The 26609-nt window shown below is 39.8% G+C and carries 24 protein-coding genes and 1 other annotated feature; of the genes, 19 read left to right on the top strand and 5 right to left on the bottom strand.

Annotated features, from left to right (window positions below):
* Positions 1–33 precede the first annotated feature (33 nt).
* The 18 genes from ACZ42E_RS07605 to ppdK all read left to right on the top strand — a co-directional run bounded on the left by ACZ42E_RS07605 (position 34) and on the right by ppdK (position 18570).
* Positions 34–408, top strand: coding sequence for a hypothetical protein (locus tag ACZ42E_RS07605; protein ID WP_464891743.1), 375 nt, complete (start codon positions 34–36; stop codon positions 406–408).
* Positions 363–1583 (top strand): acetyl-CoA hydrolase/transferase family protein, encoded by a 1221-nt coding sequence (locus tag ACZ42E_RS07600; RefSeq protein WP_464891742.1) that lies wholly within the window; start codon positions 363–365, stop codon positions 1581–1583. Before ACZ42E_RS07605 ends, ACZ42E_RS07600 begins: the two co-directional genes overlap by 46 nt.
* A gap of 136 nt (positions 1584–1719) precedes the next feature.
* Positions 1720–1998 carry a sporulation protein YqfC gene (gene yqfC, locus ACZ42E_RS07595; RefSeq protein WP_464891741.1) on the top strand — a complete coding sequence of 93 codons (279 nt, stop codon included), beginning with the start codon at positions 1720–1722 and terminating at the stop codon, positions 1996–1998.
* Positions 1999–2009: 11 nt separating this feature from the next.
* The gene (gene yqfD / locus ACZ42E_RS07590) at positions 2010–3242 is read left to right on the top strand and encodes a sporulation protein YqfD (RefSeq protein WP_464891740.1); all 1233 of its coding nucleotides are present in this window, start codon (positions 2010–2012) and stop codon (positions 3240–3242) included.
* Positions 3243–3320: 78 nt separating this feature from the next.
* Positions 3321–4307, top strand: coding sequence for a PhoH family protein (locus ACZ42E_RS07585; RefSeq protein WP_464891739.1), 987 nt, complete (start codon positions 3321–3323; stop codon positions 4305–4307).
* Between the two features lie 48 nt (positions 4308–4355).
* A complete protein-coding gene (locus ACZ42E_RS07580; protein WP_464891738.1) occupies positions 4356–6530 on the top strand; it encodes an HD family phosphohydrolase in 2175 nt (724 codons plus the stop codon).
* Positions 6508–6972 (top strand): rRNA maturation RNase YbeY, encoded by a 465-nt coding sequence (gene ybeY / locus ACZ42E_RS07575; protein ID WP_464891737.1) that lies wholly within the window; start codon positions 6508–6510, stop codon positions 6970–6972. The genes ACZ42E_RS07580 and ybeY overlap by 23 nt, the downstream gene beginning before the upstream one ends.
* 7 nt (positions 6973–6979) lie before the next feature.
* A complete protein-coding gene (locus ACZ42E_RS07570) occupies positions 6980–7348 on the top strand; it encodes a diacylglycerol kinase family protein (RefSeq protein ID WP_464891736.1) in 369 nt (122 codons plus the stop codon).
* A 15-nt stretch (positions 7349–7363) separates the two neighbouring features.
* On the top strand, positions 7364–7759 hold the full coding sequence (gene cdd / locus ACZ42E_RS07565; RefSeq protein WP_464891735.1) for a cytidine deaminase: 396 nt from the start codon (positions 7364–7366) through the stop codon (positions 7757–7759).
* 5 nt (positions 7760–7764) lie between these two features.
* Positions 7765–8646 carry a GTPase Era gene (gene era, locus ACZ42E_RS07560; RefSeq protein WP_464891734.1) on the top strand — a complete coding sequence of 294 codons (882 nt, stop codon included), beginning with the start codon at positions 7765–7767 and terminating at the stop codon, positions 8644–8646.
* 19 nt (positions 8647–8665) lie between these two features.
* Positions 8666–9316: a deoxyribose-phosphate aldolase gene (deoC, locus tag ACZ42E_RS07555; protein ID WP_464891733.1), complete on the top strand. Its 651-nt coding sequence runs from the start codon at positions 8666–8668 to the stop codon at positions 9314–9316.
* A gap of 70 nt (positions 9317–9386) precedes the next feature.
* Positions 9387–10334 carry a hypothetical protein gene (locus ACZ42E_RS07550; protein ID WP_464891732.1) on the top strand — a complete coding sequence of 316 codons (948 nt, stop codon included), beginning with the start codon at positions 9387–9389 and terminating at the stop codon, positions 10332–10334.
* Positions 10303–11067 (top strand): DNA repair protein RecO, encoded by a 765-nt coding sequence (gene recO / locus ACZ42E_RS07545; RefSeq protein ID WP_464891731.1) that lies wholly within the window; start codon positions 10303–10305, stop codon positions 11065–11067. The genes ACZ42E_RS07550 and recO overlap by 32 nt, the downstream gene beginning before the upstream one ends.
* A gap of 44 nt (positions 11068–11111) precedes the next feature.
* Positions 11112–11315: a binding site (T-box leader), on the top strand.
* A gap of 65 nt (positions 11316–11380) precedes the next feature.
* Positions 11381–12289 carry a glycine--tRNA ligase subunit alpha gene (gene glyQ / locus ACZ42E_RS07540; RefSeq protein ID WP_464891730.1) on the top strand — a complete coding sequence of 303 codons (909 nt, stop codon included), beginning with the start codon at positions 11381–11383 and terminating at the stop codon, positions 12287–12289.
* A gap of 3 nt (positions 12290–12292) precedes the next feature.
* The gene (gene glyS / locus ACZ42E_RS07535) at positions 12293–14362 is read left to right on the top strand and encodes a glycine--tRNA ligase subunit beta (protein ID WP_464891729.1); all 2070 of its coding nucleotides are present in this window, start codon (positions 12293–12295) and stop codon (positions 14360–14362) included.
* A 94-nt stretch (positions 14363–14456) separates the two neighbouring features.
* A complete protein-coding gene (locus ACZ42E_RS07530) occupies positions 14457–15107 on the top strand; it encodes a helix-turn-helix transcriptional regulator (RefSeq protein ID WP_464893507.1) in 651 nt (216 codons plus the stop codon).
* 3 nt (positions 15108–15110) lie between these two features.
* Positions 15111–15932 (top strand): pyruvate, water dikinase regulatory protein, encoded by an 822-nt coding sequence (locus ACZ42E_RS07525; protein ID WP_464891728.1) that lies wholly within the window; start codon positions 15111–15113, stop codon positions 15930–15932.
* Positions 15925–18570 (top strand): pyruvate, phosphate dikinase, encoded by a 2646-nt coding sequence (ppdK, locus tag ACZ42E_RS07520; protein WP_464891727.1) that lies wholly within the window; start codon positions 15925–15927, stop codon positions 18568–18570. Before ACZ42E_RS07525 ends, ppdK begins: the two co-directional genes overlap by 8 nt.
* Positions 18571–18629: 59 nt before the next feature.
* Here the strand turns inward: ppdK and ACZ42E_RS07515 are convergent, their stop codons facing one another.
* From ACZ42E_RS07515 to ACZ42E_RS07500, 4 genes are all read right to left on the bottom strand, one after another.
* Entirely contained in the window at positions 18630–20759 is a 2130-nt protein-coding gene (locus ACZ42E_RS07515) for a heavy metal translocating P-type ATPase (RefSeq protein WP_464891726.1), read from the bottom strand.
* Positions 20760–20773: 14 nt separating this feature from the next.
* On the bottom strand, positions 20774–23908 hold the full coding sequence (locus ACZ42E_RS07510) for a cation-translocating P-type ATPase (protein ID WP_464891725.1): 3135 nt from the start codon (positions 23906–23908) through the stop codon (positions 20774–20776).
* A 109-nt stretch (positions 23909–24017) separates the two neighbouring features.
* Entirely contained in the window at positions 24018–24254 is a 237-nt protein-coding gene (locus ACZ42E_RS07505) for a hypothetical protein (protein ID WP_464891724.1), read from the bottom strand.
* Positions 24255–25112: a hypothetical protein gene (locus ACZ42E_RS07500; RefSeq protein WP_464891723.1), complete on the bottom strand. Its 858-nt coding sequence runs from the start codon at positions 25110–25112 to the stop codon at positions 24255–24257.
* A 155-nt stretch (positions 25113–25267) separates the two neighbouring features.
* On the opposite strand from ACZ42E_RS07500, the gene ACZ42E_RS07495 reads away from it, so the two are divergent.
* On the top strand, positions 25268–25630 hold the full coding sequence (locus ACZ42E_RS07495) for a hypothetical protein (protein WP_464891722.1): 363 nt from the start codon (positions 25268–25270) through the stop codon (positions 25628–25630).
* 118 nt (positions 25631–25748) lie between these two features.
* On the opposite strand, the gene ACZ42E_RS07490 is transcribed toward ACZ42E_RS07495, so the two are convergent.
* The gene (locus ACZ42E_RS07490; protein WP_464891721.1) at positions 25749–26462 is read right to left on the bottom strand and encodes a hypothetical protein; all 714 of its coding nucleotides are present in this window, start codon (positions 26460–26462) and stop codon (positions 25749–25751) included.
* Positions 26463–26609: the final 147 nt, after the last annotated feature.

Below are 26609 nucleotides of genomic sequence, written 5' to 3'. Positions count from 1 at the left end.
AAAAGGGTAGATGAGGTATTTCCCAATACGCGCATGCTGGAGGTTTTAGAAAAAGGGGTTCCCATAATTGCAGATATATGGGAATATAATGGCAAATCTCAGGTGGTTTCCCGCATACCTATAACTGCCAACGGGCAGATTATTGGGGCAGCCGGTTTTAGCATATTCAGGTATCATGAAGAGGTCTTGAAGTTTGCCCAAAAAATTACTGCTGTTTTTTCAAGTTTGGAAACGAAGAAGAAAGAAAAAGTAAAAAGAGATGCCATGGCCAAATATTCTTTGGCTTCGATTGTCGGTAGAAGTGAAGCGATTATGGAAGCCAAGGAAAAGGTAAGGATGGTGGCCTCCTCGATGTTATTGTTATGCCGGGAGGGCATTGTATTCCGCATGATTTTTCGGTTGCCCTGAGCAAGAGGGCGGGAGAACTGCGCAATGTCACCATATGTTTGGGTTTGGCGCTTAAGCTTTATGATTATATGCAGCCCCAATTCAGAGAAAGTTTTCATATTGAAACCCCTTTTGTAGGCCCAGTCGAAAGGATATGTATGGAATGGAAGACCGCCGAGTATGTACCTTTGCATCTTAATGAGATGGGGTTATGGATGGACCGGAAAAAACCTAATGTAGCGGCTATTGTGGTTACTCCTCCCGATGATGAGGGATATATGAACAGGTCGTGTTTTGGCGGATTGGTACCTAAAAGGGCTATTGAAAGGGCAGAACTGGTTATAGCAGAAGTTAATCCAGCTACTCCCTGGCTGAATGGAGATGATCTTAAAATTCATGTTTCTGAGGTAGATTATATAATAGAGAGTAATGCAGATTTGACAGAAATACCTGATATACCTATTACGGAAGTAGAACGCAATATAGCTCATTATATTGCGGAAATGATCCCGGACGGGTCTACGATTCAGCTGGGTTTGGGAGGATTGGCTAATGCTATTGGCTATTTTTTAAAGGACAAAAAAGACCTGGGTGCTCATACGGAAGTAGTGCAGAACAGTTTTAAGGAATTGATGGAAGCTGGGGTTATAAACGGATCGCGCAAGAATTTTTATCCTGGAAAGGTTTTGGCTACCTTTTGTGTGGGAGACCGCAAGATATGGGATTTTGTTGACCACAATGAAGACATAATCTTTACTGAAGTTGAATATAACAATAATCCTTATATTATAGGGCAAAATGATAACCTGATTTCAGTTAATAATGCTTTGATGATAGATCTGACAGGACAGGTGGCCTCAGAGTCAATAAGGCATAAACAGTATAGCGGAACTGGAGGCCAGGTCAATTTTGTAGTAGGCGCCAAATATTCTAAAGGCGGAAAGAGTATCATTGCTTTGAATTCTACTTTTACAGATAAAGAAGGTAAGTTGAAATCGAGAATAGTGCCGTTTTTACCCCAGGGGACTATTGTTTCTACTTCCCGCAATGATGTGGAGTATGTGGTAACTGAATATGGGGTGGCCCATCTTCGTTACAAAGGGGTTTCTGCGCGGGTTAAAGAGCTTATAAATATAGCGCATCCTGATTTTAGAGATGAACTTAAGTTTCAGGCCAGGCGCTTTGATTGGATATAAAGATTATACAGAAATCTGTTGTTAGCCGGGAAAACAGGGGAGTACCTGTTTCCCGGTTTTTGTAATTTAAGAGGGTTTATACGAATATATTTTTAGGAAAAGTTAAATAAAGGCTTTTAAAACTGGGGGTAAAAAGATGAGCAGGCGCAAGGAGCTGGTTAATAAAATAATGACTGATTTTTTTGAAATACCGAAGGATTTGGTGCTGGATCTCCCTAAAATAACTATTATTGGCAGAGATGAGCTTTATCTGGAAAATCACCGGGGAATCATTGAATATAGTCCCCACCGCATCAGGGTAAACCTTATACGCGGTTTTTTGGAAATAGAAGGAAAGGATCTGGTTATAAAGGCGCTTCTGGCGGAGGAAATGAGTATAACCGGAGAAGTTTATATGGTAAGGTTTATGGATTAAGGGGGGATATTTTGGCTATTCGTTTTTTTGATCTGGTAGGAGGAATAAAAAAGGTTCGCCTAAAGGGGAAAAAACAGGAAAGAGTAATAAATATGGCTTCTGCTAGAGGTATATATATCTGGGGGATTAAAAAAGTTGGGGACCATATAGAATTCAGGGTCAGGGACAGCGCTTTTGAAGCTTTAAAGAATATTGCTGGAGAAAGTGGACATGAACTGGAAATAGTTGAAAAAAAGGGATTTTATTTATGGCGAGGGATTATAAAAAGACGGCTGGGATTTATAACCGGGGCTCTGGTTTTTATACTGGCTTTATATTTTTTGTCTTCGTTTGTGTGGACTTTGGAGGTAAGTGGCAACAAAAAAGTTGATAGGAATAAGATACTTATAATAGCTGCTAAATATGGACTTTATGAAGGGGCTCCCAAATGGGGATTTAAGCGTAGTGAGGTGGAAGAAGGCATATTAAGGGATTTAAGCGAGCTGTCTTATGTAAAGGTTGATATAAGAGGGGTTAAGGCTAATATAGAAGTGGTGGAAAAAATCCTGCCCGATGAAAATGTTAATGCCCCTTGCCATCTGGTAGCTGGAAGAGATGGGATTATCTATGACATGCTGGTTTTGCAGGGAGAACCTAATGTTAAAATAGGAGATGTAGTGGCTAAAGGTGATATATTGATATCAGGGGTTATTTTTCCCAAGTATGATTTGCTAGCAGAGGAAAATGAGGAAGATAGCAGCCTTAAAGAAGAACTTAAGCCTTATACGGTAAGAGCGCGCGGAGAGGTTAAAGCCAGGGTGTGGTATGAAGGTTATGGCGAATGCCCTTTTAAGAAAGAAGAGGTATTTATGACCGGAAAGCAGTATAAGAGGTTTTATTTGAAGGCTGGAAACAGGTTTTTTTATCTTAAAGGGAAAAAAGAGCCGGTTTTCCAAATGGCAGTGAAACATAAAAAACAAAGGGTTGTAAGAACCCCGCTGGGTGATTTGGGCTTAGGAGAGGAGATATGGAAAGAAAAAGACAAAAAAGTTACGGTTTACTCCGAAAAAGAAGCCTTAAGAATAGCCAGGGAAAAGGCCCTTAAGAGTTTAAAAGATAAACTGGCCAGGGATACAAAAATTTTAGAAATGAAAACCGAGGTAATTTCATCTCCCAGTGATGCTATGGTAAGGGTTAAGGCTTATGCGGAGGTAGTTGAAAATATAGCGGTTTGCCAGTCTATAGCGGAAGAGAAGAAAGATTAGCTTTGTAAATTGGTAATTTAAATATAGCATGATATAATAAATAAGATATAATCTCTGTTTAAGTAGGGGGATTGTTTTTTGACCGAAAGAGAAGCGAGAATATCTATAAAGGACAATAATAAAGCAGTTGCTTTTTTTGGAGTCAATGATGAAAACCTTCGTTATATAAGGGATATCTGTTCGGCAGATATATTTGCCAGGGGAGGGGATATATATATAAGGGGAAATGAGGAGGAAGTGGAGGAAGCTTATGAGCTTCTGCACCGGCTTATAGATGTGGTAGAGAGTGAAGGACAGCTTAGCATTAATGATATAAATTATTACAGTAACCTTATACGATGTGGAGATAAGGCAAGACATCAGGATATTGTGTCAGGTACCCTTTTGAAAACTGCCCGGGGAAAGCCTGTAAAGGCCAAGACTTTGGGACAAAAAAGATATATTGAAGCTATTTTGCAGAATGATATAGTATTCGGTATAGGGCCTGCCGGAACAGGAAAGACTTATCTGGCTGCCGTTATGGCGGTACGTGCTTTAAAAAACCGGGAAGTGGAAAGAATTATACTGGTGCGTCCGGCGGTAGAGGCAGGAGAAAAGTTAGGTTTTCTGCCGGGAGATTTTATTGAAAAAGTTAATCCCTATCTTAGGCCTTTATATGATGGGCTTTTTGATATTTTAGGAGTGGATGTTACCCAGCGGTATCTGGAAAAAAATATTATAGAGATAGCTCCTTTAGCTTATATGCGGGGGAGAACCTTGAATAATGCTTTTATTATTCTGGATGAAGCCCAGAATACAACCCCCCAGCAGATGAAAATGTTTCTTACCAGGTTAGGCTTTGGCTCTAAAGCGGTGATAACGGGAGATGTAACCCAGGTAGATTTGCCCAAGGAAGAATATTCAGGATTGATTGAAATTCAAAAAATACTTAAAAATGTAGAGGGGATAGCTTTTCAGTATTTGACCAAGGAAGATGTGATAAGGCATCCCCTGGTGCAGAAAATTATTGATGCCTATGAGGCTTATGAAGCAAAGGAACCTAAATATAAAACTAATAAGGAATAGATTTAGGATATTTTATCCAAGGAGAGCCTTCTTTAAGGGAGAGTATTTATGCTAAAAGACTTTTTGAATATAGGTTCATGCAGTTTACACGATTTCTTTACTAATCCTAGAGTACAAAAGGTGCTGGGGGTTTTGGTTTTTTTCGGTATAACTATAACTATTCTTTTCAGCAATTTTAGCCCTAAACAGCTTTCTTTAAAGCCTGATGAAGTAGCCCCCAGGGATATACAGTCTAATGTTACCACTATTGTTATTGATGAGAAGAAGACTGCTGAACTTAGAGAACAGGCTGCCAGCAAGGTGCAGAAGGTATATCAGGAAGATAATTTTGCAGTTTCCAATGCCAAAACGGAGATAAATAATTTTTATACAGGTTTGAATCAGGTTTTGCAAAGTGGGGACGAGAATAAGGAAGAGAAGATAAAGAAACTGCTGGAAGGGGCAGTAGGGGACCAAAAATTTCAGCCATCTATTTCTTATTATGAACTGGCACGCTATCTGGTACAAACGGGAAGCGATAATTTGCTTCAGATACAGCAGGTTATATGGTCTATTATTTATAATGCACTTCAGAAGCCTATAACGGAAGAAGCCCTTCCTGATACGGTAAAACAGATAGAAAAAGAAATAGATGGACTTGCTTATACACCGCAGGCAAAAGAAATAATGAAAATTACTGCCCATGGCTTTATGCGTCCCAACATGATTTACAACCAGGAAGCTACGGAGAAGGCTATAAAAGAAGCGGTAGAAGCAGTTCAGCCGGTACAGAAGACTATCAAGGCAGGAGAAATAATTGTCAGAGAAGGAGATAGGGTTACTGAGGAGCAGATATCAATATTGGAGCAACTGGGCATACAAAGAAGCAAAAGCTATCCCTTAACCCTGGTGGGGGCAGGGATTTTTGTGCTTATTACTTTCTGGCTTATAATTGAATTCTTGCGAAGGTATTATAAAGATATTTATGAAAATTCTTCGTTGCTTCTTTTGATAGCTTTGATTTTCATACTTATCCTTCTTATTACCAGGTTTTTGACCGTCATAAAAATAGGGGATAAACCGGAACTTAATAATCTTATGGGTTATGCGGCACCGGTAGCAGCAGGCTCCATGCTTATTGCTATGCTTTTAGATAACCGTCTGGCTTATTTTATGACTATGATTATGGCTCTTTATGTAGGGCTTTTAACCGAAGGCAATCAGCTTTTTTACGCTATCGTAGCTTTTGTAGGAGGTACGGTAGGGGTTTTCAGGGTTTATAAGCTCAGCCAGACTTCTGATTTGGCCAAAGCTGGCATTTATGTAGCTTTGGCTGATATATTGACGATAATAACTTTGATCTTTATAAGTGGAAATGTAAGCTTAAGCCTGGTTTTCACGGGAGCAGCTATTGGTGCTATAAACGGTTTGCTGTCGGCAGTCTTGATGATAGGGGCTCTGCCATATCTGGAAACTGCTTTTTCTATAACCAGCATGATAAGGCTTTTAGAGCTTTCTAATCCCAATCATCCGCTCTTAAAAAGGCTGCTTTTAGAAGCTCCCAGCACTTATCACCACAGTCTGCTGGTAGGAAATCTGGCTGAAGCAGCGGCAGAAGCAGTAGGGGCTAATCCGCTTCTGGTAAGGGTAGGGGCTTATTATCATGATATAGGAAAGCTTAAAAGGCCGGAATATTTTATAGAGAATCAGCGGGGCGGGGAAAATCCTCATGCCAAAATTGCTCCTGCTTTAAGTGCCCTTATTATAACTTCTCATGTGCGGGAAGGGCTGGAACTGGCAAGGGAAGCCAGGCTTCCCCGGATTATTATGGATTTTATAGAACAGCATCATGGCACAAGTTTGGCGCGTTATTTTTATAACCGGGCTCTGGAGGAGCATGAAGAGGGAGAAGTTAGTGAGGAAAGTTTCAGGTATGAAGGACCGCTTCCGCAGAGCCGGGAAGTAGCTCTGGTTATGCTTGCCGATTCAGTGGAAGCAGCTGTCAGGTCGCTTCCTGATCCTACTCCGGAAAAAATTAAGGCTATGGTGCACAAAATAATAAAGGAAAAACTTGATGATGGACAGCTGGAATTAAGTGAACTTACCTTCCGTGATTTAAATACCGCAGCAGAGGCTTTTTGCAAAGTTTTAGATGGGATTTACCATAAGAGAATAGAATATCCGGAGAACATAGCTAAAGAATTGAAGAGGAGCGGATTAGATGGAGATAATGATAACCAATAGCCAGGACAAGATTATTTTTACGGAAGAGATGGAGAAAATAGTGGAAAACGTTATCCTGGCCGCAGCCCGCATGGAAGGATTAACCGAGGGAGAAGTAAGTGTGCTTATAACTGATAATGATTTTATTCACCAGCTTAATCTTGAATACCGGGGTCAGGACAAGCCTACTGATGTATTGTCTTTTGCCATGAATGAACGGGGAGAAGATGAGCCGGATTTTATAGAAGAGGAAACCAATATGCTGGGTGATATAGTAATATCTTTGGAACAGGCTCTTCTGCAAAGCAGGGAATATGGCCACAGTTTGGAAAGGGAGCTGGGTTATCTGGTGGCTCATGGTATGCTGCATTTGCTGGGTTATGACCATGAAAATGAAGAAGAGAGAAAAATTATGCGTGAGAAAGAAGAGAGGATAATGACGGAGTTAAAACTGGAAAGGTAATAAGGCCATGAAAGCTAGGAATCTAAAGGAAAGTTTTGTTTATGCCCTTTCAGGGCTTAAGGAAACGGTAGTAAAAGAAAGAAATATGAAAATCCACCTCCTGGCTGCTGCTTTGGCAGTTTTGCTGGGGGGATCTTTAAAGATCAGCCGCTTAGAGTGGGGATTTATTATAATTACTATATCTATGGTATTGACGGCGGAAATGATAAATACAGCTATTGAAAGAGCGGTAGATCTGGCTACTGATAGTTATCATCCTTTAGCCAGGGCAGCCAAGAATGTTGCTGCTGGTGCCGTTTTTTTAAGTGCTTTGATGGCGGTGGCCATAGGATTTATAGTTTTTGGGCCTTATTTGTTAAAATTAATAAAGATATGAGGGGAAAATCGATTTATGGATATAAATGTGCTTATAGAAAGTGCCAAAGAAGCGCGAAATCACGCTTATGCCCCTTATTCAGGCTTTAGAGTGGGGGCTGCTTTGTTAACCAAAACCGGCAAGATATATAAAGGGGCTAATGTAGAAAATTCTTCGTACGGGCTTACGGTATGTGCAGAAAGGATAGCTGTTTTTAAAGCAGTAACTGAGGGAGAGTATGAACTGGAAGCTGTTTGTGTGGTAGGTTCAGGAAGCGGTTTTACCTACCCCTGTGGGGCATGTCTGCAGGTTATGTCTGAATTTGCTCCGGAGCTGAAAGTTATTGTGGTTGATGAAAATGACAGCTATAAGGAGCATTTCTTAGGCGATTTGCTTTTTAACGCTTTTCGTTTGGATAAACAGGAGGGATAATATACGTGAGATCAGGATTTGTTAGTATTGTAGGACGACCGAATGTAGGGAAATCTACTCTGATAAATACCATAATAGGCAAAAAGATAACTATAGTATCTGAAAAGCCGCAGACTACCAGGACCTGTATTCAGGGTATATATACCTGTGAGGAAGGCCAGATAGTGTTTGTCGATACTCCTGGCATCCACAAGCCTAAACATCTTTTAGGTGAGTATATGGTTAAAGTTTCTACCCGCAGTATAGAAGATGTTGACCTGGTATATTTTGTAACTGATGTCACCAAACCGTTTGGCAGCGGGGATCAGTTTATAATTGAGCAGCTAAAAAATGCAGTAGTGCCGGTATTTTTGGTAGTTAACAAGATAGATTTGGCTTCTGAAGAAGAGATAGATGAGCATATACAGAGCTTTAAAAGCCAGATGTATTTTACCCGCATAATTCCTATATCTGCCTATCAAAACAGCAATATAGATAAATTATTAAAGGAAACCTTTGAGTTTTTGCCGGAAGGGCCTCTTTATTATCCGGAAGAGGACCTTACCGACCAGCCGATATCTTTTATCGCTGCTGAACTGGTCCGGGAAAAGGTTTTGCTCTTGACCAGGGATGAAGTACCCCATTCGATTGCTGTAGAAGTGGAAGAGTTCAAAAATGAGGAAGGCAGAAAGGCTTATATAAGGGCAGTTATATATACAGAAAGGGATTCCCAGAAAGGAATAATCATTGGGCGCAATGGCCAGATGCTTAAGAATATAGGAGAGATGGCGCGCAAAGATATTGAACTCATGCTGGGAATGCCGGTTTATCTGGATTTATGGGTAAAAGTCAAGAAGAACTGGCGGGATAATGAGGCTAATTTGCGTCAATTAGGTTTTAGACTATAGGGTTAGGAGTAAGGTAATTATGCTTATGCTGGCAGGATATATTGATGCTACCAACCTTAAGGCGGAGGCCAGGAGAGAAGACATAGAAGAATTGTGCCGGAATGCGGTAAGGTATAATATGGCAGCTGTATGTGTAAATCCCTACCGACTTTCGCTGGCGGTTTCTCTTTTAAAAGAGACTCAGGTTAGGTCCTGTACGGTAATAGGTTTTCCTTTAGGGGCTGAACTGCCTTCGATAAAGAAAGCGCAGGCTTTGGAGGCACTTAAAGAAGGCGCGCTGGAACTTGATGTGGTAATGAATATAGGAGCATTTAAAGACGGGAATTATGAACTGGTTGAAAAAGAGATTAAGGATTTATTAAGCCTGCAAAAGGATTTTGACTTTACTCTCAAGGTAATTGTAGAAACTGCCCTGCTCAGTGAGGACGAACTTAAGGTGGCTACCCGGATAGTGAGCCAAACGGGAGCTCATTTTATAAAAACTTCTACCGGCTTTGCCAGCCGGGGGGTTAGTTTAAGGGATATTGAAATAATAAAGGCCAATAAGAGCGATAATTTAAAAATAAAAGCAAGTGGAGGCATAAAAGATAAGGATTTTGCTTTAACTCTGGTAGAGGCTGGAGTACACCGGCTGGGAACCAGCAGCCCGCTTAAAGTGCTGGGACTTTGAAAAGAGGGGAGAGATCCCCTCTTTTTGTTTGGCTGCCGGATAAACAGCAAAAAGGGGTTAAGAAGTTATTATGGCGAAAAAGACGGTCTGTTTTTTCATGATTTTATTATTTTCATATTTTTATCTTTTCGTAAATTATCCGGAAGCCTGGCTGCACAACAGTTTATATAAAAGTTTTTTGGCTTTTTATGGCTATAATGCGGGAAGGAATGCAGAGGTGAAAGTCCTTTACCATAAAGGGCTGCGTGACCTGGGGGATAAAGAGATAAGAGTGAAGGCTTTTGTTCCCGGAGAGACAAAAAATTTGAGTGAGGAACTTAAAAAAGCGCTTAAAGAAGGATATACAGCAGTGGTGGAATGTTCTCTTCTGGATTCCTTTCACACTACTCCTTATGGGCAGGTTCTGGCAAAAGAGATGTACAGCAAAGCTTACCGGATAGTAGTTTTTGATGGGGGGCACCACCTGCCTACATTAGGTATGGCTCCGGATGTTATAATTATACCGGAGATAAGGGGATATGCCGCGCACAGCTACATGCAGGATGCTATAAAAGTGGAAACCGTAGTTTATCTGGCAAAAAAAGCCTGTCTGAACACGATGATTGTGTCTGTTCCCCGCTGGGCTTTGGTTAAGGAAAAAAGCAATTTGGAAAATATAGCTTATAAGGCTTTGCACAGGGAGACAAGGAGAATATCATCTTTTTCCCCTTTTCATCCCTGTGCGTGTAACAGGATAAGCAAAGTAAACGGACTGATATTTGCTTATGTGGAAAAGGAGTATTATAAGGATATAGCTGGTTTTGTAAAATGTATTAAAAGGTTGGGCATTGATGATGTAAATGAGATATATCTGGCATTTGATTACAGGTTTGCTGACCGGGAAAGTGCCTGTGCCTATGCTGAAGATGTGGAGGATGTTTTGAAAATACCGGTATATGTGGTAAATGAACCTTTTACGGCATTTAATGTTTTATGGGGGAAGAAGCATGTATTACGGAAGCAGGGCCATAGTCCTTAAAAGCCTGGATTATCAGGATGCCGACAAGCTGGTTACTATTTTTTCTGAAAAGGAAGGCAAAATAAAGGCAGTAGCCAAAGGGGTAAAAAAGCCGAAAAGCAGTCTCAGGGCTGTTTTGCAGCCTTTTAGCCATTCTTTTTTGTATTTGAACCGGGGTAAGGACCTGGACCTCATTACCCAGGGAAAACTTTTGGATTTCTATCCTCATATCAGGGAAGACCTGGGACGGACTTTATATGCAGCCTATATCATGGAGCTTTTGGATAAATCGCTTCTGGAAAGGAATCCTTCCCCGGCGCTTTATAATGAAACCCTGCAGGTTTTAGGCTATATAAATGAGAAAGGGGCAAAAAGGTTAGCCATACGATATTTTGAAATGCAGCTTATAAAAGAGCTGGGTTACAGGCCGAGACTGGAGGAGTGTGCTGCCTGTGGGAAAAAAACGGCTATTCCCCGCTTTAACCTGGCAGAAGGCGGAATATTGTGTGATGATTGTGCCAAATTCTTGAAGACCGATTTTATCCTTTCTGCTGAAGCCTTTAGCCTCCTTAAGTTTCTTACCCGGGCCAATTTAAAATCTCTGGAAAGGGTAAAGGCTTCGGATGAAGCCCTGAATAAGCTGGAAAAGCTTCTTGAAAAATATCTGGAATACTATCTGGAAAGCAAGCTGCATTTGAAAAATACCATATACCAGCTTAAAAAAAATTTACCGCTTGAATTTGACAAGGATTAAACCTGTTGCTACACTTTTAGATAAAGCAGTTTTTAAAATTTGATATATGGGCGATGAAGAAGAGGAGTAGGAAAGGGATGCCTTGAAAGAGAGCCGGGGCAGGTGGGAGCCGGCAGGCTAAACTTTCTGAAGGCGCTTCTGAGCTGCGGGAGGAAAGCCTTACGGCGAGTAAAGCCCGCATTAATGAAGGAGGGTGCTTATTTAGCGCCAACCAGGGTGGAACCGCGGGTAGTAAGCCCGTCCCTGCATGGGGGACGGGCTTTTATTATTTTAAAGGCTTAAGGCAAAACTAGCTAAAAGGAGGTAAAAAGACATGAATTTTCAGGAGATTATCCTGCGTTTGCAGAACTTCTGGGGAAAACAGGGATGTATAATCCAGCAGCCTTATGATGTGGAAAAAGGTGCGGGAACCATGAATCCTGCTACCTTTCTTAGAGCTTTAGGGCCAGAACCGTTTAATGTGGCTTATGTTGAACCATCCAGGCGTCCGACTGACGGGCGTTATGGTGAAAATCCCAACCGGCTGCAGCATTATTATCAGTATCAGGTGATATTAAAACCTTCTCCTGATAATGTTATTGACCTTTATATTGATAGTTTACGTGATTTGGGCATCAAGCCGGAAGAACACGATATACGCCTGGTAGAAGATAACTGGGAATCTCCTACTCTGGGTGCCTGGGGATTAGGCTGGGAAATATGGCTGGATGGCATGGAAGTAACCCAGTTTACCTATTTCCAGCAGTGTGGAGGTTATGATTGTAATCCGGTATGTGCGGAAATTACGTATGGATTGGAACGCATAGCCATGTTCATCCAGAATAAGGAAAGTGTTTTTGATATTGAATGGGTAGATGGCATCACTTATGCCGATGTACATCATCAGGGGGAAGTTGATTATTCACACTACAATTTTGAATATGCTGATATAGATACCTTAATGACCATGTTTAACCTGTGTGAAAAAGAAGCTATAAGGATAGCGGAAAAAAATCTGGTTTTACCGGCTTATGATTATGTTCTTAAGTGCTCGCACCTCTTTAACCTCCTGGATGCCAGAGGAGCTATAAGTGTAACGGAAAGGATGAGTTATATATTAAGAGTGCGCAACCTGGCCCGTATGGTAGCGGGAGAATACCTGAAGCAGAGAAGAAGATTGGGATATCCCTTGATTAAGGATGAAAAGCTAAGACAAGAACTTTTAGCCAGAGAGGAGGTTTAAAAAATGGCAAAAGATTTGGTTTTTGAAATAGGGGTGGAAGAGATTCCTGCAGCTTATATGCCAAAAGCGCTGGAAGATTTTAAAAATAATGCTATAAACAGCTTTAAAAAGGCACGGCTTAATTATGAAGAGGTAAAAAGTTTTGGCACCCCGCGCCGACTAACTTTATATGTAAAAGGGTTGAGCGAAAAGCAGGAAGATGCAGTGATCGAAAACCGGGGTCCTAAAAAGGCGGCTGCTTTTGATGAAAAAGGTAATCCGACAAAGGCTCTGGAAGGATTTGCCCGCAGCCAGAATATCGACATAAATGATGTAGAAGTGCGGGAAGTTAATGGGGTAGAGTATGTTTTTGCCGTGAGGACTGAAAAAGGCCTTTTTACAAGAGAAGTATTGCCTGAACTGCTTTATGAACTGGTTAAAGCGTTTTCTTTTCCCAAGTCCATGCGCTGGGGAGGGTACAGTTTTCGTTTTGCCCGGCCTATAAGGTGGCTTTTGGCTTTATATGGAGAGGAAAAGATTGAGTTCAGCCTGGAAAATCTGGTGAGTTCCCATTATACTTACGGACACCGCTTTTTGTCAAAAGGCCAGCTTGCAGTAAAGGATACTGATGACTACTTTAAGGTTTTAGAGGAGAATTATGTGATTATAGACCAGGATAGGAGAAAACAAATAATCTGGGAACAAATTGAAAAAATAGCCTCTGCTGTGGGAGGACAGGCTTTAAAGGATGAGGAGCTGCTGGATGAGATTAATTATCTGGTAGAATATCCGACTGCTTTTGCTGGCAGCTTTTCCTCTTCCTATCTGGAGGTGCCGGAAGAAGTTTTAACTACCACCATGATAGAAAATCAGAGATATGTGCCGGTGTTTGACAAAGAAGGAAAGCTTATGCCAGTTTTCATTGGGGTAAGAAATGGTACAGATGAATTTATTGATGTGGTGAGGGCAGGAAATGAAAGAGTTTTAAAAGCTCGCCTGGAGGATGCGCTGTTTTTCTGGAAGGAAGACTTAAAACAGCCTTTGGACAGTATGGCGAAAAAACTCAAAAGCATCCTCTTTCATGAACGGCTGGGAACTATTATGGACAAGGTTGACAGGATTACCAGTATAGCGCTTTTTATGTGCGAAAATTACGGTTTGAGCGATGCGGAAAAAATAAGGAGAGCAGCCTACCTTTGCAAGGCTGATCTGGTAAGCAACATGGTTTATGAATTTCCGGAACTGCAGGGTATAATGGGAAGATATTATGCCTTGCACCATGGTGAAGATAAAGAAGTGAGCGAGGCTATTTTTGAACACTATTTACCGCGCTTTGCGGGAGATAAGCTGCCTCTTACCCAAACAGGAACAGTTCTCAGCCTGGCTGAAAAGATTGACAATTTAACCGGGTTTTTTGCCATGGGCATAAAGCCCAGCGGTTCACAGGACCCCTATGCTCTGCGCCGGCAGGCTATGGGGATAGTAAATATTATTCTGGATAAAGGATTAAGAATTGATTTATCTTCCGTAATAGAAAAGGCTTATCAGGAAGTAATGCCTTTTAATCCGGATAAAGGAAAAGAAGAAACCAGAGAAGAAGTTTTGGAATTTATACTGCAGCGTATGCGGGGAATTATGCTGGAACAGGGAATTTCCTATGATATCGTTGATGCTGTTTTGGCTTGTCCGTCCGGTGATTTGGTAGATATTGCGATGCGTACGTCGGTATTGAAAGAGCTTAGAGGAGATGCTGTTTTTGCGGAATTGATGACTGTGTTTAACCGCTGCCATAATCTTTCCAGGAAGTGGGAATCTACCCGGGTTGATGAAGATGTGCTTGTAGATGAAACTGAGAAGGTACTTTATAAAAAGTATGCAGAGGTTAAAGATGAGGTAGAAGGGGCTCTGGCAGGAGGGGATTATAAATCAGCCCTGGAAAGGATAGCCCATCTGCGCAGGTATGTAGATGACTTCTTTAATGCGGTCATGGTCATGGCAGAGGATGAAAATCTTAAAAAAGCAAGGCTGGGAATTTTAAAATCTATTGTAAAATTATGCAATAAAATTGCTGATTTTAGTAAAATCGTGGAATAAAATTTTTTAAAAACAGGATTTTTTTGCGCCATATAGTATAGTATAATTAAATAAACTTAGGCAAAAAGTATATCATATTTTGGTGATTGCAATGATAGAGTTAACCGAAAGGCAAGAAAAAATCCTGGAAATAGTAAAAAAATATGGCCCCATTACCGGCGAAAGCATTGCGGAGATGCTTAATGTTACCCGGGCAGCCTTAAGGCCTGATTTGGCGGTTCTGACTATGTCAGGCTATCTGGAGGCCAAGCCCCGGGTAGGCTATACTTTTCGCAATGGAGCCGTGGAGAATGAAATCCGCAAGATCCTTAACCGCTATCGGGTAAGGGATGTAAAGTCGGTTCCGGTGGTGGTAAAGGAAACCTGCAGCATATATGATGCTATTGTGGCACTTTTTACGGAAGATACAGGAAGTATTTATGTAGTGGATGAGGATAATTTTCTGGCTGGGGTAGTTTCGCGCAAAGATTTCCTGAAAGCTACTCTGGGACAGATGGATATTAATAAGGTTCCCATAAGTGTGATAATGACCCGGATGCCCAATATAATAACTACTACTCTGGATGAAACGGTAGTAGAAGCAGTAAGGAAGATTGTCGAACATGAGGTGGACAGCCTCCCGGTTGTTAAATGTTTTATAGATGAGAATAATGAAGAAAAGCTGCAAGTAGTTGGGAAAATAAGCAAGACTACCATAGCCAGGCTATTTTTAGATCTGGCTATGAAAAGATTTGAGGGGGTTTAAGCTTTGACAGGGCATTTGCCAGGAGTATATATTGTATCCGATTCCATAGGGGAAACTGCTGAGATGGTCGTGAGAGCAGCCGCCAGCCAGTTCAATTCTGGCCATATGGAAATAAGAAGGGTACCCAATATATCTGACCGGGATACGCTGCTGCATGTAGTGGAACAGGCAGCGGCCAACAATTTTATTATCGCTTATACTCTGGTTATTGATGAACTGGCTGATTATTTAAAGCAAAAGGCTCTGGAGGCGGGAGTAGTATGTATAGATATATTGGGTCCAGTTATCGAGGCTTTTAAGAGGGCTAGCGGCATGGAACCCAAGAAAGAGCCTGGCCTTCTGCGCAAAGTTGATGAAATGTATTATAAAAGGGTGGAAGCTGTTGAATTTGCAGTACGCTATGATGATGGAAAAGATCCCAGAGGGATTAATCTGGCAGACATTGTTCTCGTAGGTGTTTCACGTACCTCCAAGACTCCATTATCCATGTATCTGGCTCATAAAAGGATAAAAGTGGCTAATGTTCCGCTGGTTCCGGAAGTGGCCCCTCCAGAAGAATTATTCAGACAGGAGAAAGGCAAGGTTATAGGGCTTACTATAAAACCGGAACAGCTTTATCACATCAGGGCGGAAAGGCTAAAAACCCTGGGGCTTAAAGGACAGGCCAGTTATGCTGATGAAAAACGCATTTTGGAAGAGCTGGAGTTTGCAGACAAAGTAATGAAGAAAATTGGCTGTCCTGTAATAGATGTCACCAATAAAGCAGTGGAGGAAACAGCAAGCAAAATTTTGGAAATTTATTATAGGAGGTTGAGCAATGTCTAGTCACAAGTATGTTTATCTTTTTGAAGAAGGCAATGCTGACATGAAGTACCTCTTGGGGGGCAAGGGTGCTAATCTGGCTGAAATGAGCCGCATAGGCCTTCCGGTTCCTCCTGGTTTTACTATAACCACGGAGGCCTGCAATTTTTATCTTAAAGAAAATAAGAACTTTCCGGAAGGCATGATGGAGCAGGTTTATGCTGCGCTCCGAAAAATTGAGGAAAAAACAGGAAAAGTTTTTGGGGATGCCAAAAATCCTCTGCTGGTGTCCGTGCGCTCCGGAGCAGCTATCTCTATGCCGGGAATGATGGATACCATACTTAATTTAGGCTTGAATGATGAAACGGTAAAAGGCCTGGCGGCTTTGACTGACAATGAAAGGTTTGCCTATGACTGCTACCGCCGCTTTATCCAGATGTTCAGCAATGTGGTCCTGGAAGTTGAACATTCCCTTTTTGAAGATATTATAGAACGGTACAAGAGCAAATTAGGGGTAATTTTTGATTATGAAATACCTGCTGAGGAGCTTAAAAAGATAATTGAAGAATATAAGGCTCTGGTAAAGAAGGAAAAAGGGTTTGACTTTCCTCAGGATGTGAATGAACAGCTCATAATGGCTATCCGGGCAGTTTTTGATTCCTGGAACAATCAGCGGGCTATAGTCTACCGGCGTATAAATAAGATTGATGATAACCTGGGTACTGCGGTTAATGTACAGTCCATGGCTTTTGGCAATATGGGAAATGACAGCGGTACGGGAGTAGCTTTTACCCGCAATCCTTCTACCGGGGAAAATGAACTTTACGGGGAGTTCCTGGTTAATGCTCAGGGAGAAGATGTAGTGGCCGGGATCAGAACCCCTATGCCTATTTCCAAACTTAAAGAGGAACTGCCGGGGGTTTATGAACAGTTTATAGATACCTGTGCCAAGCTGGAAAAACACTACCGCGATATGCAGGATATCGAATTTACTGTGGAAAAAGGCAAGCTCTACATGCTGCAGACCAGAAGCGGCAAACGTACTGCAAGGGCAGCCGTTCATATTGCTGTTGATATGGTAAATGAAGGTTTGATAACGAAGGAAGAAGCCCTTTTAAGGGTTGATCCTGAACAGCTTAACCAGCTTCTGCATAGGCAGATAGACCCAGCAGCCAAGCTGGAGCCTATTGCTCAGGGACTTCCTGCTTCGCCTGGAGCAGCCTGTGGTAAAGTGGTATTCGACGCTGATCTGGCTGAAAAAATGGGAGAAGCAGGGGAAAAAGTAATTCTGGTGCGCAATGAAACTACTCCTGATGATATACACGGCATAGTTTTGGCACAGGGAGTTTTGACTTCCAGGGGAGGCATGACTTCTCATGCCGCGGTAGTGGCCAGAGGTATGGGAAAACCGTGTGTATGTGGATGTGAAGCTATAAAAATAGATATGGCTAACAAACAGTTTACCGTAAATGGTACGGTGGTAAAAGAAGGAGATATAATATCTATCGATGGAGCTACCGGAAAAGTTATGCTGGGTGAAGTACCTATGATAGAACCCAGTTTGTCCGGAGAGTTTGCCACTCTGCTTGGCTGGGCAGATGAAGTAAGAAGGCTGAAGGTCAGGGCTAATGCTGATAATCCCCAGGATGCAGCTAAAGCCAGAGAATTTGGAGCTGAAGGCATAGGCCTCTGCCGTACCGAGCATATGTTTATGGAAACAGAAAGGCTTCCTATCGTACAGGAAATGATACTGGCTGACAATGAGGAAGAGCGCAGGAAAGCCCTGGACAAACTTTTGCCTTTCCAGAAAGGTGATTTTTACGGTATATTGAAAGCTATGTCTCCTTATCCAGTTACCATAAGGTTATTGGATCCTCCTTTACATGAGTTTTTACCGGATTATGAAACATTGCTCCTGGAAATTGCTGAATTAAAATACCAGGGTGCTGATCCGGCAGTTATAAGGGAAAAAGAAGAACTGGCAGCCAAAGTACATAGCCTGTCCGAAGCTAATCCTATGCTGGGGCATAGAGGATGCCGCCTGGGTATAACCTATCCAGAAATTTATAGGATGCAGGCGAGGGCTATTTTCGAGGCCATGATTGAGCTTAAGAAAGAAAATATACCTACTTTTGCTGAAATTGAAATACCGCTGGTAATGGATGTGGCTGAGCTGGCTCTTATGAAAGAGGAAATAAATGATGTCTACCGCCAGATTAAGGAAGAAACAGGAATAGAGCTGGATTATGCAGTAGGTACCATGATAGAGCTGCCCCGTGCCTGCATAGTTGCTGATGAGCTGGCCAGAGAAGCTGAGTTCTTCTCCTTTGGTACCAATGACTTGACCCAGACTACTCTGGGATTCAGCCGTGACGATGCAGAAGGCAAGTTTATCCCGGTTTATCTTGATAAAAAGATAATAAAAGATAATCCGTTTGCCGTATTGGACCGTAAAGGGGTAGGCGGCTTGATGAAGATAGCTGTGGAAAAAGCAAGGGGAGAAAATCCGGATATACTCCTCGGTATCTGCGGCGAACACGGCGGTGAGCCAAGTTCAGTCGAATTCTGCCATATGATAGGACTTGATTATGTAAGCTGTTCTCCTTACCGTATTCCGATTGCCAGACTGGCTGCTGCCCAGGCGGAGATAAAAAATCGTTAACTTTGTTAACTTTTTTAATTAAAAAAAGCGTATATGGGCTAAAAACCCATATACGCTTTTTAAATATTACTTTTTAGGAAATTTATTCTGTTGTTAAGCAAGAGAACATATAAAGAGTTCGCGGTATTTAGTGTTTTAGCGGTAAATGCGTCTAAGCCGAAGAAGATAGCCCATATACCGTAAAAGATGTTATATATTTGGGCAAAAGTAATGCTTTGGTTTATAATACGGTAGGTTTTCTGTGACAACATGATATAATCAGCTAAACCTGCGATGTTATTTTCATCTATGAGACAATCAGAATTTAAGAATACTTTATCAGCTGCCGGGCTGATAAAACTTATGCTTAAATCTGCTGCCTGCATGGCAGGAATGTCGTTTATGCCATCTCCTACCATTATTACTTTACCCTGCTGTTTTTTGTGCTGTATAAGTTGTGCTTTTTGTTCTGCATTTTTATTGGCATAAACATTAGGTATATTTAGCTTGGAGGCAATAAAATCTGCATTTGTTTTGCTGTCACCTGTAAGAAGTGAAATATCACTGATCTTAAGTTTTCTTAGTTTAGTTATTGCTTCAGGCACTTGTTCGCGTAATTTGTCTTCCAGTACTATCATGCCGGCTAATTTATTATCTATACTTACCAAAATGGGAGTTAAGGCTTGTTTTTGCAAGTCTCTGTATATGTTCAGGGCTTCATTTATATCAATACTGTTATCTGTGAGAAGTTCAGAATTACCTATTATTATATCATGCCCATCATATTGTGCTTTTACTCCCCTGGCTGGTAAATATACTGAACTTTGCAGCTTTGAAAAATCAATTTTTTCATTTTTAAGATCACGTATAGTTAAAGATATGGGATGGTAATTTTCGACTTCACATGCTGCACATATATTGAGTAGCTTTTCTTTTGTCAGGGTATTATCAAATAATTTTATGTCACGAATTTGCATTTTACCGTAAGTTAGGGTTCCTGTTTTATCAAACACGATCTGTTTGGCATCAATTATATTATTTAAGGTATTGGGATTTTTGAGGTATATTTTATTTTTATTCAAAAGAGCAACATAGTTTTTAATACCGGAGCTTTCAGCTACCCCCACTGCAGATGGAGTTAATACCAGCATAATAGATAGAGAACGCATTATATCGCGTGTAAACAGATAACTGGCTGTAGCAGCAGAAAAAGCTACTGGTGTTATCCATTTTTGAAACTGGTGGACTCTTTTGTGTAACGGAAATTTTTCAATGCTTATATCCAATTTGGGCTCAAAATCTGGTATATTAGTAACTTTTATTTCTAATTCTCCTGATAATATACTTAGACCGTGAGCTACCTTGCGGCCTTTTTCTATATTTTCAATTACCATTTGGCCGTTATAGTAAATGCTGTTAGTGACTGCTTTACCGTCTATAACCTTACCATCTACAGGTATTATTTCTCCTGTGTTAACTTTGATAATATCGCCAGGCTTTAATTCATTTATTGACATTAATTGGAATTCATTATTATTTTTGACCCAGGCAGTTCCTGGAGGGTTGGTTATTTTTTTAGTTATAATATCGTGTATTGATACATCAGCAGCATATTTTAGATAGTCGTTTAGTTCTTTCAATGCCAGGACAAGCACCCCTTTGGCACTTTCTCTGATAATAGTGAGGGAAAGTGCTGTAAGTTTTAAAAGTATGTCACTATCAGCTGGAACTTGTTTGGTAAGTTTTTTATACAAGCTTTTAACCAGAGGATAGCCTCCTATAATAGTAGCTGCTGAAGCTATCTGAAGTAAGGTTACATTTTTGCTCAATGCAAATTTGCCGTATTTAGACTGTTTAAGTTTAAATAAAATATATATTGCTGAGTATATTAAAAATTTTTTGCCGGTTTTCTTTTTTTGCTGGGCGAGATTGAAGTATTCTTTATATAATTCGGTTTTTTCTTTAATTTGTTCTTCTGACATATTTAATGCTGATTCTATAGCTTTTTGTAAGTTGGATTTAATGACATCAAGAGATATTTTTTGCGGGTCATATTCAATTAGAATAGTGCCTAATACAGGATTGATTTTGCAGTTTTTTAGTCCATATATGCTCTTGGCATAAATTTCAATATACTTCGCAACTGATTCATTTAAAACACCTGGATCGTATAATCGAGCTCTCCCAGGAATTACACTGCGTTCCTGCATATTTTCACCTCCTATTAGTTGGCGGCATTTTCTACAAAATTATCCTGGTTTTCAGATAATGTGGGAATTGTATATACTGTTTTAGAATCTTTTTCTATTTGTGGCAGCAAAGTATAAATCTGTTTTTTGTTTTTTAATGAGCTTATGCGCCCCAATATACCTGAGGAGAAAAGCACAATACCCCAATCAAATATATTTAGTGGGGTAGTAGTGAAAATAAACCGCAGCCACGGTACATAGACTACTGCCAGTAAGAGACTGCTAGAAGCAAGTACAGAAGGTAACAGGTATTTGTTGTGGCCTGGTATTGATACCAGGTCAGCTGTTTCTTCGTAGCGACAGTCAAATACATTAAACATCTGGTTTGCTACTATATTGGCAAGCACCATAGTTTTGGCTTTAGATATGTTATAGGGATATAAAAGTAATGACATTTTAAATAATGCTAAACTTGTTAAACCTATGCTGCTGCCTCTTTTGAATATATTTTTCTTCATATTTTCATCAAAAATATTTTCCTGGGGCATAGAAGGGGGATTTTTCATGATGTATGGTGAAGGAGGATCCATACCCAGAGCCAGAGCAGGGATTCCTTCAGTTACCAGGTTTATCCATAGAATATGCCCAGGTTCAAGTGGGATGGGCATTTTAAGGACAGTGGCTGAAGATATTACCATTAATTCCCCTAAATTGCCAGCCAGTACATAGCGTATAAATTTTCGTATATTATTTTTTATAGCGCGTCCTTCTTCAATGGCATTTACAATAGTAGCAAAGGAATCATCGGTTAAAGTAATACCTGCAGCTTCGCGTGTAACATCGGTTCCACATTTACCCATAGCTATACCTACATCAGCTTCTTTAACTGCTGGGGCATCATTGACTCCATCTCCGGTCATTCCAACTACAAATCCTTTATTTTTAAGATGTTTTACTATTTTTAGTTTTTGGGAGGGAGAAGCCCGGTAGATTACCTGAATTTTATCTATATTATTTTCAAGTTCTTTTTCATTTAGTTCTTCGATTTCCATACCGCTTAATACCAGGCCATCGGTAAGGATGTTAAGCTGTTTAGCAATGGCTATAGCTGTATTTTTATGGTCACCGGTAATCATTATTACTTTGATACCTGCTTCTTGACATTTTTTGACAGCCGTGACTACCTCGGGGCGGGGAGGATCCATCATACCGGCTAGGCCTAAAAAAGTTAAATTTTTTAGCAGATTTTGTTCGTCCAGGGTATCGTTCATCATAACTTGTTTTATATCATCATGATCTATTTGTTTACTGGCAAGTGCTATAACCCGGAGCGCTTTTTCTGTCATTGCTTCCAGAGCAGATGTAATCTGTTTTTTATCTTCGATATTTAAAGGGATTTCTCCATTTTCATCGTGAAGTTGTTTATCACACAGGGCAATTATTTCATCAGCGGCTCCTTTGACGAAAAGCCAGCATTCTTTGTTTTCATTTTCTACTATAACTGCCATAAGCCGTTTTTCGGAATCAAAAGGGATTTCCCGTATCCGTTTGTATTGTTTGTTAATTTTATTTTTGTGCATACCTGCTTTATAAGCCGCAGCTAATAAGGCTGTTTCCGTTGGATTACCATGACTTTGCCATGAGCTGGTGGCATTGTCTAAATACAGCTCAGCATTATTGCAGAGAACAGAAGCTAACAGAGTTTTTTCCAAAGAAGGTATATTTTCCGGTTTTATATCTTTATCTTCATGGATGAATTTGCCGAAGGGGTAAAAGCCTGTGTTGGTGATTTTATATAGTTTATTGCCTGCATATATATCAGTAACCGTCATCTCGTTTTTGGTTAAGGTACCAGTTTTGTCGGAACATATAACAGAAACATAAGCCAGGGTTTCTAAAGTGTTTAGTTGTCTTACAATGGCATTTTTCTTGACCATACGTTGTACGCTGAAGGCCATGGATATAGTTATAATGGCAGGCAGACCTTCTGGAATAGCACCTACTGCCATGCTGACTCCGGTGCGCAGCATATTGAAAAATGATTGACCACGCAGTATACCTATTAATGTGATAAGGGCACTGGTGGCTATGCATGCGAACGAAAGATTATGTCCCATTTTATTAAGTTGTTTTTGCAGAGGAGTTAATTCATTTTCTACTTCTTCAAGAAGTTTGGCTATTTTACCCATTTCTGTCGCCATCCCGGTAGCTACGACTATTGCCCGTGCGCGTCCTCTGGTAACCAAACTTCCCATAAATAACATATTTTCTTGTTCTGCTAGCGCTGTGTTGCCGATACATGTCACATTGCTTCTTTTTCTAACCGGTATAGATTCACCGGTTAAGATATCTTCTTTTAATTCCAGACCATAATCTGTTATAAGCCGGCAGTCAGCGGGAACTATATTACCGGCTTCCAATTCTATAACATCACCAGGCACTAGATGAGTGGCAGGGATAGTTTGTTTTTTTCCATCACGTATAACAATAGCTTCCGGACAGGTAAAGTCTTTTAGCAGTGCAAGAGACTTTTCGCTTCGGTATTCTTGAATTAAGCTGATGATAGTTTCAAGTACAACTATAATGAGAATACTTATACCATCTGCGATATTACCTAATGAAAAGGAAGCTATGCCAGCACCTATTAATAAGCCGTTTATGAGATTAATTTGTTCAGATATCATGGAGAATAAAGAACGTTTTTTCTCGGTTTGCAAACGGTTGGGACCATACATATAAAGTCGGCGTAGACTTTCCTGAGAGGAGAGACCGTTTTGCATATCAGATTCAAGCAGGTTTATAACTTCTTCCCATTTCATTTCATGCCATGATTTGTCCATAATGGAATGCTTGGCTGTTATAGGGGTTTTAAAAGGGATTATGTTGTTTTTAGAATAAGAAGGGTTATTGTTAGTGAAATAGCCTGCTGGCTGGGTAATCAGGCTTTGTTCAATTTGGGATATATAAAATAATAATTTATCTAGATTTATCAGTTCTGGCGAAAACTCAATAAGAGCTCTTCCCGTAACAGGATTAAGTTTTATATTGTATACTCCGGTGATGGCAGACAAATTTTCATGAATAATTTTGGCATTGCCGGGATTTTGGTTGATGGCATGTAATGATATGCGTAATCTACCGGGTATATAATGAAAATATTGTTTTGGCAACTTTATACCACCTCACCAGCGAATTAAACTAAAAATAAGTTTTTCCAGGGAAGAATAAATTATGCATATAAACTAAAAAAGCCAGGAATTTATCCTGACTTTATGGATGCTAGAATTTGATTAACTTCCACCAGGGGGCAATATTTTTTAAAAGCCCCAGCTGGTGCTGTTTGTCTATTTTTTTGATATATTCTATAAATTGGGACACGAAAATTTCCCATATTTGTAAAGTTTCTTGCCACACTGAAAAGTCATTTTTTTTGTTTATATTTATGCTTATGTCAACTGCTTCCTTTAGCAGGACAAAGGCGGTTTTAAGCTTTGCTTTTAACTGCTCAGTTTCCAATTAATTATCCTCCTTGTCATTATTGGGTATAATCGGGTTGCCTGGCAATGGTGTTACATTGCCGGGTGCGGGCTGGGTGTACTTGTTTTTTTCATATTGAGCTTCCGCGAAAATATCCTGAACTTCTTCTATTAGTCTTTCCAGCGAAGCCTGAACATTTTCCGATAAGCCAATACCAGCACCCAGAACTGATTTTAGCACTGGCCTTAGAGATTTTCCCATATAAGGGAGTAAAAATATTGCCGTTAGTGCCGCGATAGTACCCAATTTAAAACCGCGTCCTTCTGGTGAAGCCAGCCAGTTATCGATGCGTCCCCGGATAGAATTGGAGTTTTGTACCTGTTTGATAGCTTCAAGGAGATCTCTTCTGGTATATCCCATCTTCTGGATATCGTACATTATTTCATTTATTATATCCCGGCTTTGGGGATAGGGGTTGCGGGCAAGATAGTCTTGGTATATTTGTTGTGCCTTAAGGTCAGCCATTATTTCCTGTTTTAGCCCTTCCAGAAACATTTTTTTAGCTTTTTTTTCCTGGTAGTCATAATAACCCATGCGATCGCGCAATTTTTCCGCGATTTCATTTTTCATGTACATAAAGTCATCCCGGGTGTTGGAATACTTGTTTCTCAGGTTATTCCATAGGCTGGTGTTGCTATTATTTTTTTGCAATTCGAGCATTATCTCTTCGATCAAATTATCCATAGTTTCTTGATCTATTGAGTAGTGCTGGTAGGAATTATTGTTTTGCCTGGTATTGGTATTTGCCTGCTGAGCAATTTCTTCAAAAAGCTGTTTTTTTAGTTCATTGAACTGCTGTTCGTTTAGATAATTTGTTTCTTGTTGAACATTTTGCATCTAGTATCACCTCAGCTGTTAATTTTATAATATTTATTTCCGCAAAATATGAAATATATACCTGTAATTCCAGAAAATAAAATAAAGCCATAGTTTTATTAATAATTTTTTAAAAAAGGGTAAAAATATAAAAAAATTTGTGAGGTGATATGGCTGTGAATCAGGTTTTTCTGCGATATGCGTTGGGAGTGGGAGTAGGGCTGGCAGTAGTAAAAATCTTTAAAAATCCTATAAGAAAGCTGGCGGTAGCTACTACAGCAAAGGCAATGAATGCTTCCGATATGGTAGTGGACAAAGCTTCTAATTTAAAGAGGGAATGGGATAAACTGCTGGAAGAAGCTCACATGGAAAAAGAAAAGAAAAAAATGTTCATAAACAACACTATTGATAGGGGGAAAAAAGAAGTAGTAACTTATATGCAAAAAACAGCTGATTTTATGAATGACCTGGCTGATATAGTTGAAAACAATAAGGCAGAAACAAAAAAACTGGAGATTGATGCTGATGATGAGGATTAATATTTGACTGTTAATTAAAGGCTTGAATATATGAAGCAGATAAGGCTGGTTAGAAAGCCTTATCTGCTTTATGGAGGGAAGAATGGAATTTTAGTTTCTGTATCTTTGTCAAAAACGATTAAACGGCTTGTGGAGCATATTCAAAGTTGTTGTTATAAAAATATTGATCTAGCAAACGGTAAACAGGCTCATTATTATATAATTTTTCTTCATACAGGTTGAGATGATAGATTATCTGTTCGTAAATATGGTTGCTGATAGAAATAGTGAATGTTTTAAAAAAACCATCAATTAATTCCTGAATTATTTCTTCAATTTGTTGTCTATTTTGTTCCTTCCCTAATCCTGTAAGTTTGAGCAACCTGTTAGGCATATCTATTTTTTTCTCTATTACCCAGGGAAGTTTATTAAAAACTAAGGACCAGGATAAATCAACTGCTATTTTCCCATTTTCTAACAACAACATGTAATTTATACATTCCTGGCCAAATATTTTGAGATAATTTACATCCGGTTTTATTTCAGCAGGCAGCTGTAAATTTAGCATGGGTATAAAATGCCTGTCCATTATATTGTTGACGCTTTTTTCAATTTTTATTTTTAAATGGTTAATTTCATTATTTTTTATAATATTTGAGATATACTCAGATATTACATATTTATTTTTTACAGCATTTTTTAATATGTTATTAAATTCGTCTTTTTTTAGTGCAGTAAAATTATTAAGTTCCTGTTCTATGGCGAATGAAGTTTGTTCCAAAACGTCAATTATCAATTTATCTATATTTTTGCTTATAAATCTGCTGTTTTCATAGTAAAGAACTTTATGCATTTCAAGATTTCCTCCTGCTTATAAACTGCTGGTTTTAGTTTAAACCTGATATTATAAAATGGCTTTAGATTAATGTAATTTTTTTGTAAAAATTGTAGATTTTCATTATAAATAGCAGGAGGAATTTTTTATGTAAAATATAAAATA

The organism is Thermosyntropha tengcongensis, assembly GCF_055381335.1.
The sequence above is the reverse complement of the archived record's forward strand: the minus strand, read 5'-3'. Positions and strand labels throughout refer to the sequence as shown.